Genomic DNA, 7,591 nt, shown 5'->3' with positions numbered 1-7,591 from the left:
CGCCGTCGAGGCTGCTCCGGCTCCGGCCGTCGAGGAGGCTGCGGCTGCTCCGGCTCCGCGTGCCCGTCGTCGTGCGACCCGCGCCGTGGCCGCTCCGGTCACCGAGGCCGCCGAGGCTCCGGTTGCCGAAGCTCCGGCCGCCGCCGCGGAGGAGGCCCCCAAGGCCGCCGCCGCCCGCGCCGTGACCGTCGCCGACGCCGTGGACGCCCCGAAGCGCGGCCGCCGCCGCGCCACCCGTTCCACCACCGCGGCCGCCGCCGCCCCGCAGCAGCCCGCCGCCGAGCCCGAGGCCGCCGAGGCGCCCGCCGCTCCGGCCCGCGCCCGCCGCGCGGTGCGTCCCGCCGTGGCCGTCTTCCAGGCGCCGGTCTTCACCGAGCCGATGTTCCAGACCCCCGAGACCGCCGCCATGGCCGCCGCCGCGGCCGCCGCCGAGGCCGAGGCCGAGGAGGCCGAGGAGGAGGAGGTCGAGGCCGCCGCTCCCGCCGAGCCCGTGCAGCCCGCAGGCCGTCGCCGCCGTCGTGGCCGCGGCGCCGCCGAGGCCGCGCCGGTCTCCCTGCCCGAGGTGCTCGCCGAGGAGGAGCCGGAGGCCGAGGCCGCCGACCTCGAGGACGAGTCCGCCGAGTCCGCCGAGTTCGACGAGGGCGACGAGTCGGGCGAGCGCCCCTCGCGCCGCCGCCGTCGTGGTGGCCGCCGTCGCCGTCGCGGCGAGGCCGCCGACCTCGACGAGTCCGCAGAGGACGAGGCCGAGGCCGAGGCCGAGGCCCAGGAGGCCGACGAGGAAGAGGAGGAGGAGACCGAAGAGGCCCTCGGTTCCACCTCCAGCCGCCGTCGCCGCCGTCGCCGTCGCCGCAGCGGTGAGCCCGCCGACGTGACCGGCGAGTCGGCCGGTGACGAGGACGGCGTGCGCACCGTCGTCAAGGTCCGCGAGCCGCGCCCGGCGCGCGAGAAGGCCGAGCCGTCCGACGAGGTCCAGTCCATCAAGGGCTCGACCCGCCTGGAGGCGAAGAAGCAGCGCCGCCGCGAGGGCCGCGAGCAGGGCCGTCGTCGCGTGCCGATCATCACCGAGGCCGAGTTCCTGGCCCGCCGGGAGGCCGTCGAGCGGGTGATGGTCGTCCGCCAGTCCGGCGAGCGCACCCAGATCGGCGTCCTCGAGGACAACGTGCTCGTCGAGCACTACGTCAACAAGGAAGAGGCCACCTCCTACGTCGGCAACGTCTACCTGGGCAAGGTCCAGAACGTGCTGCCGTCGATGGAGGCCGCCTTCATCGACATCGGCAAGGGCCGCAACGCCGTCCTGTACGCCGGTGAGGTCAACTTCGAGGCGCTCGGCATGGCCAACGGGCCGCGCCGCATCGAGTCCGCCCTCAAGTCCGGCCAGTCGGTCCTCGTGCAGGTCACCAAGGACCCGATCGGCCACAAGGGCGCCCGCCTGACCAGTCAGGTCTCGCTGCCCGGCCGCTACCTGGTCTACGTGCCCGAGGGCTCGATGACCGGCATCAGCCGCAAGCTGCCCGACACCGAGCGCGCGCGCCTGAAGACCATCCTCAAGAAGATCGTCCCCGAGGACGCCGGCGTCATCGTGCGCACCGCCGCCGAGGGCGCGAGCGAGGACGAGCTGCGCCGTGACGTCGAGCGCCTGCAGGCCCAGTGGGAGGACATCCAGAAGAAGTCGAAGCAGATCACGACCTCTTCGCCGTCCCTGCTGTACGGCGAGCCGGACATGACCGTCCGCGTCGTGCGCGACATCTTCAACGAGGACTTCTCGAAGGTCATCGTCAGCGGTGACGGCGCCTGGGAGACCATCCACGGCTACGTCTCGCACGTGGCCCCGGACCTGGCCGACCGGCTCCAGCGTTGGACCTCCGAGGTCGACGTCTTCGCGACGTACCGGATCGACGAGCAGCTCGCCAAGGCGCTCGACCGCAAGGTGTGGCTGCCCTCCGGCGGCTCCCTCGTGATCGACAAGACCGAGGCGATGATCGTCATCGACGTCAACACCGGCAAGTTCACCGGTCAGGGCGGCAACCTCGAGGAGACCGTCACCAGGAACAACCTGGAGGCGGCCGAGGAGATCGTGCGCCAGCTGCGGCTGCGCGACCTCGGCGGCATCGTCGTCATCGACTTCATCGACATGGTCCTGGAGTCCAACCGCGACCTGGTCCTGCGGCGCATGCTGGAGTGCCTGGGCCGCGACCGTACGAAGCACCAGGTCGCCGAGGTCACCTCGCTGGGCCTGGTCCAGATGACCCGCAAGCGGGTCGGCCAGGGTCTGCTGGAGTCCTTCTCCGAGACCTGCGTCCACTGCAACGGCCGCGGTGTCATCGTCCACATGGAGACGCCGGCCGCGATCGGCGGCGGTGGCAACGGCAAGCGCTCCAAGCGCCGTGGTGGCCGCACCGAGTTCGACCAGCACGACCACGACGTCGAGACCGTCGAGACCGCCGAGGCGGAGCTCGAGGCCTTCGAGACCGAGGCCGAGGTCGCCGCCGAGGTCGCGGTGCCGAAGGCGCTGCCCGAGCCGGAGTTCGCCGCGGGCGAGGAGCTCTACGGCTCCCCGGCCGAGGCGGAGGCCGCGGCGGGCCTGAGCGGCCGCCGCAACCGGCGCCGGGCCACCCGCAAGGCGACCGCTCCGGCGGGCGCCCCGCGGCGCGAAGCCGCTCCGGCGCAGGCCCCGGCCCCGGTGGCCGAGGTCGTCGCCGAGCCGGTGACCGAGCCTGCCGACACCGTCCTGGAACCGGTCTCCGAGGTCGTCGCCGAGGCAGTCGAGGCCGCGGAGACCGTCGAGGCCGCCCCGGTCGCCCCGGTCGAGGAGGCCGCGCCGAAGGGCCGTACCCGTCGCCGGGCGACCCGTAAGGCCACCGCGCCCGCGCCGGTCGCCGCCGAACCGGCCCCGGTGGTCGAGCCGGAGCCGGAGCCGGAGCCCGAGCCGGTCGTCGTGCCGGAGCCCGAGCCCGTCGCCGAGGCCGAGCCCGTCGCCGAGGCCGAGGAGGCCCCCGTGGTGGAGGCCGCTCCGGCCCGTCCGCGCCGCCGTGCCACCCGCAAGGCCACCGCGCCCGCCGGTTCCCCGGCAGGTGCGGCGGAGGCCGCCGTGGTGGTCGTGGAGAGCCCGGTGACCGAAGCCGCTGCGCCGGCCGAGGAAGCCGCGCCCGCCGAGGAGGCCGCGCCGGCGAAGAAGGCCGCCAAGAAGGCTCCGGCCAAGAAGGCGACCACGGCGAAGAAGGCCCCGGCCAAGAAGGCGGCGGCCGCCAAGAAGACCGTGGCCAAGAAGGCGGCCACGACCAAGAAGACCGCGGCGAAGCGGACGACGAAGAAGACCGCGGCGGCGGAGCAGCAGGCTGCCCCGTCCGTCTCGGCCCCGACCGAGGGCTGATCCGTCCCGTGACCGTGGGTCCCGCCGACCGGCGGGGCCCACGGCCGTGCGGGGCCCGGTTTGACCCTCCGGAACCGGCCCCGTAACCTAGACCGTCGGCGTGTCCTGGACGAATCCGTCCAGCGTGCGCCGCGCTCCTGAGCACCTTCCTCCCGCGTACCGCGCGCAAGCGCTGTGCGGGAGAGGCCGCTCGTCCATTCCGGATCAGCGTGGGCCCCGGCCCGCCTGAGCGGCTGGCTTCAGGAGCATCCGTCCCGAGTGAGAGAGAGATCCGCGTGTACGCCATCGTGCGCAGCGGTGGTCGCCAGCACAAGGTTGCTGTCGGCGACATCGTTGAGGTTGACAAGATTTCCACTGCCAAGGTTGGCGACACGGTCGAGCTCTCGACCCTGCTCGTTGTCGACGGCGACGCCGTGACCAGCGACCCGTGGGTCCTGGCCGGCATCAAGGTCACGGCCGAGGTCGTGGACCACCACAAGGGCGCCAAGATCGACATCCTGCGCTACAAGAACAAGACCGGCTACCGCCGTCGCCAGGGTCACCGTCAGCAGTACACGGCGATCAAGGTCACCGGTATCCCCGCGGCTGCGAAGTAAGAGGGACTGAGACATGGCACACAAGAAGGGCGCATCGTCCACCCGGAACGGGCGCGACTCCAATGCCCAGCGGCTCGGCGTGAAGCGCTTCGGCGGTCAGGTCGTCTCCGCCGGCGAGATCCTCGTCCGCCAGCGCGGCACCCACTTCCACCCGGGCTCGGGTGTCGGTCGTGGTGGCGACGACACGCTGTTCGCGCTGCAGGCCGGTTCCGTGCAGTTCGGCACGCACCGTGGCCGCAAGGTCGTGAACATCGTTCCGGCCGCCTGATCCAGCTTCGGCTGATCGAGCGTTCGTAACTTCCCGAGGGCGGATCTCAGCTCTTCCCGGCTCAGGCCGGGAAGAGAGGTCCGCCCTCGGCGCGTTGTCCCATAGACACGTTTAATGGGCAGCAAGGCCTGCCACCGGACATTCCGGACTATCACCGCTGTATCTGGAGGAACAACCATGACCACCTTCGTGGACCGCGTCGAGCTGCACGTCGCCGCGGGTAACGGAGGCCACGGCTGCGCCTCCGTTCACCGGGAGAAGTTCAAGCCGCTCGGCGGCCCCGACGGCGGCAACGGCGGCCGTGGCGGCGACGTCATCCTGGTGGTGGAGCAGGCGATCACCACCCTGCTCGACTACCACCACAGCCCCCACCGCAAGGCCACCAACGGCAAGCCCGGCGAGGGCGGCAACCGCTCCGGCAAGGACGGCCAGGACCTGATCCTGCCCGTTCCGGACGGCACCGTCGTCCTCGACAAGCAGGGCAACGTCCTCGCCGACCTCGTCGGCCAGGGCACCACCTACGTGGCTGCCGAGGGCGGCCGCGGCGGCCTCGGCAACGCCGCGCTCGCCTCCGCCCGCCGCAAAGCCCCCGGCTTCGCGCTCCTCGGCGTCCCCGGCACCACCGGCGACATCGTCCTGGAGCTCAAGACCGTCGCGGACGTGGCGCTGGTCGGTTTCCCGAGCGCCGGCAAGTCCTCGCTGATCTCCGTGCTCTCCTCCGCCAAGCCGAAGATCGCGGACTACCCCTTCACCACCCTCGTCCCGAACCTGGGCGTCGTCACCGCCGGCTCGACCGTCTACACGATCGCCGACGTCCCGGGCCTGATCCCCGGCGCCAGCCAGGGCAGGGGCCTCGGCCTCGAGTTCCTGCGCCACGTCGAGCGCTGCTCGGTGCTCGTGCACGTCCTGGACACGGCCACCCTGGAGACCGACCGCGACCCGATCGCCGACCTCGACGTCATCGAGGAGGAGCTCAAGCTCTACGGCGGCGGGCTGGAGAAGCGCCCGCGCCTCGTCGTCCTCAACAAGGTCGACATCCCGGACGGCCAGGAGCTCGCCGACATGGTGCGCCCCGACCTGGAGGCGCGCGGCTACAAGGTCTTCGAGGTCTCCGCGGTCGCCCGTACGGGCCTGAAGGAGCTCTCCTACTTCCTCGCCGAGGTCATCGCCAAGGCACGCGCCCGCAAGCCGAAGGAGGAGGCGACCCGTATCGTCATCCGCCCGAAGGCCGTGGACGACGCCGGCTTCACCGTCGCCTACGACGAGGCCGAGGACGTGTACGTGGTGCGCGGCGAGAAGCCGGAACGCTGGGTCCGCCAGACCGACTTCAACAACGACGAAGCCGTCGGCTACCTGGCCGACCGGCTCAACCGCCTCGGTGTCGAGGACGCGCTCAAGAAGGCCGGCGCCCGCGCCGGTGACGGCGTCGCCATCGGCTCCGACGAGAACGCGGTCGTGTTCGACTGGGAGCCGACCATGATGGCCGGTGCCGAGATGCTGGGCCGCCGCGGTGAGGACCACCGCATGGAGGCACCGCGCCCGGCCACCCAGCGCCGCAAGGAGAAGGAAGCCCGGCGCGGGGACTCGGCGCAGAAGGAGTACGACGAGTTCCGGCCGTTCTAGTTCCCTCCCGGGGTGATCCGCCCCGGAGGGTTTGAAGGCGTCTTTATGCGGGTCGCCTAGGATCCTCCGGGTGAACAGCAGCAACCTCCCCACGGTCTCGGTCGTGGTCATCGCGTACAACGACGCCGGACTCGTGGGCGAGGCCGTCTCCTCGGCCCTCGCCCAGGGCCCGGTGGTCACCGAGGTCATCGCGGTGAACGACGCCTCGTCCGACGGCACCGCGCGGGTGCTGGACGAACTGGCCTCCGTCCATCCCCGCCTCAAGGTCGTGCACCGGACGGAGAACAGCGGCGGGTGCGGCACCCCCCGAAACGACGGGATCGCCGCGGCGTCCGGCCGGTACGTGCTCTTCCTCGACAGCGACGACATCCTGCCGCCGGGCGCGGCGGACGCCCTGGTGCGCACCGCCGAGGAGCACCGCGCCCCGGTCACCGTCGGCGCGGCCGTGCGGCGCGAGCTGCCCCAGCACCACGACGTGCCGTGGATGCCCGGTCTCTACACCCCGGGCGACGTCATCGAGCGCCCGGCGGACCGGCCCGAGCTCGTCCGCGACACCCTCTGCGTCAACAAGCTCTACGAGCGCGCCTTCCTGGAGGAGCACGGCCTGCGCTTCCCGGACGGCCGCTTCATCTACGAGGACTTCGTCTTCACGTCCCGCGTGCTCGCCGCGGCCCCCCGCATCGCCGTCACCGGCGACCTCGTCTACGTGTGGCACGTGCGCCGCAGCGCCGCCCAGGTGTCGATCTCCCTGGACCGCAAGGACGTCGGGAACTGGCGCTCCCGCATCGAGGCCCACCGCACGGCCGCCCGGACCCTCGCCGCGGCCTCCCCGGTCCTGGGCAGCGCCTGCCAGGTGAAGTTCCTGGAGTACGACCTGCGCATGTACCTGCGCGAGCTGGGCTCGGACCCCGGCTACCGGGCCGCCTGGTGGACCCTCACCCGCGAGTACGTCGACACCTTCGCCGAGGCGGACGTCGACGCGGCCGCGGCCCACGCACGCTGGATCGTCCGGGTGCTGCGCGCCACCGAGACGCCGCCCGCCGACGTCGAGCGGCTCACCCGCCTCGCGGCCGAACCGCCGCGCCTGCTGCCCCCGTACGCCGTCGGCGCCTCCGGCGAGCCGGTGTGGAGCGAGGAGCTCCCCGTCGAGCTGGACGGCCTGACGACGCTGCCGGTCGAGGAGCTGCCCGTCACCGTCGACGCCGAGCCGGCCGGCCGCGGCGCCGTCCGGATCCGCGTGCACGACCTCTACGGACGCCTCGCCGGGGCCGGCCCGCAGACCGCCCGGCTGAGCTTCATGCCCCGGGCCGGGGGCGAGGCCGTCCTCGCGCGCCCCGTCGAGCTGCTGCCCGACCGCAGCGGCGGCTGGATGGCCGTGCTGCCGTTCCGGCTCGCCGACCTGGCCGTCACCGGCCGCCGCCGGGGGCTGCGCAGGATGCAGGCCTGGAACGTCGGGGTGGGCGTGCGGTGCGCCGACGGGAGCTCGGTGCTCACCTCCCTGCGCCCCCGCGGCCGGCTGCTCCGCCGTCGGGCCCTGCCCAGCAGCCGGTACGGTGTTCTGCTGGCGCAGCCCTACCGGACGGGGGCCGGCGCCCTCGCGCTGCGCCTCGCGCCGGGCGCCGAGGGAGCCCTGCAGCTCGTACGCAACCGCCTCCACCGGGCCCGGGCGGCCCGGGGGGCGGGCTGAACCGGATGCGCCCCGCTGCGCTTTCCCCACCGAAGTCGGACAGGACC

General features: G+C 73.1%; 5 protein-coding genes. All 5 read left to right on the top strand.

Going from position 1 to position 7,591, the window contains the following annotated elements; translation table 11 throughout:
* On the top strand, positions 1-3,370 hold a 3,370-nt coding region (locus IH80_RS0104020; RefSeq protein WP_030957726.1), incomplete at its 5' end, for an Rne/Rng family ribonuclease.
* Positions 3,371-3,645: 275 nt separating this feature from the next.
* Complete coding sequence (rplU, locus tag IH80_RS0104015; RefSeq protein WP_015033583.1) at positions 3,646-3,966, top strand: 50S ribosomal protein L21; 321 nt, start codon at positions 3,646-3,648, stop codon at positions 3,964-3,966.
* A 13-nt stretch (positions 3,967-3,979) separates the two neighbouring features.
* On the top strand, positions 3,980-4,234 hold the full coding sequence (gene rpmA / locus IH80_RS0104010) for a 50S ribosomal protein L27 (RefSeq protein ID WP_030840805.1): 255 nt from the start codon (positions 3,980-3,982) through the stop codon (positions 4,232-4,234).
* A 177-nt stretch (positions 4,235-4,411) separates the two neighbouring features.
* A complete protein-coding gene (gene obgE / locus IH80_RS0104005) occupies positions 4,412-5,857 on the top strand; it encodes a GTPase ObgE (RefSeq protein WP_030957724.1) in 1,446 nt (481 codons plus the stop codon).
* Positions 5,858-5,927: 70 nt separating this feature from the next.
* Positions 5,928-7,544, top strand: a complete 1,617-nt coding sequence (locus tag IH80_RS0104000; RefSeq protein WP_037878785.1) for a glycosyltransferase family 2 protein — start codon at positions 5,928-5,930, stop codon at positions 7,542-7,544.
* Positions 7,545-7,591 lie beyond the last annotated feature (47 nt).

Origin of the sequence: Streptomyces sp. NRRL S-378, assembly GCF_000720645.1 — a bacterium.
GTDB lineage: Bacteria > Actinomycetota > Actinomycetes > Streptomycetales > Streptomycetaceae > Streptomyces.
The sequence above is the reverse complement of the archived record's forward strand: the minus strand, read 5'-3'. Positions and strand labels throughout refer to the sequence as shown.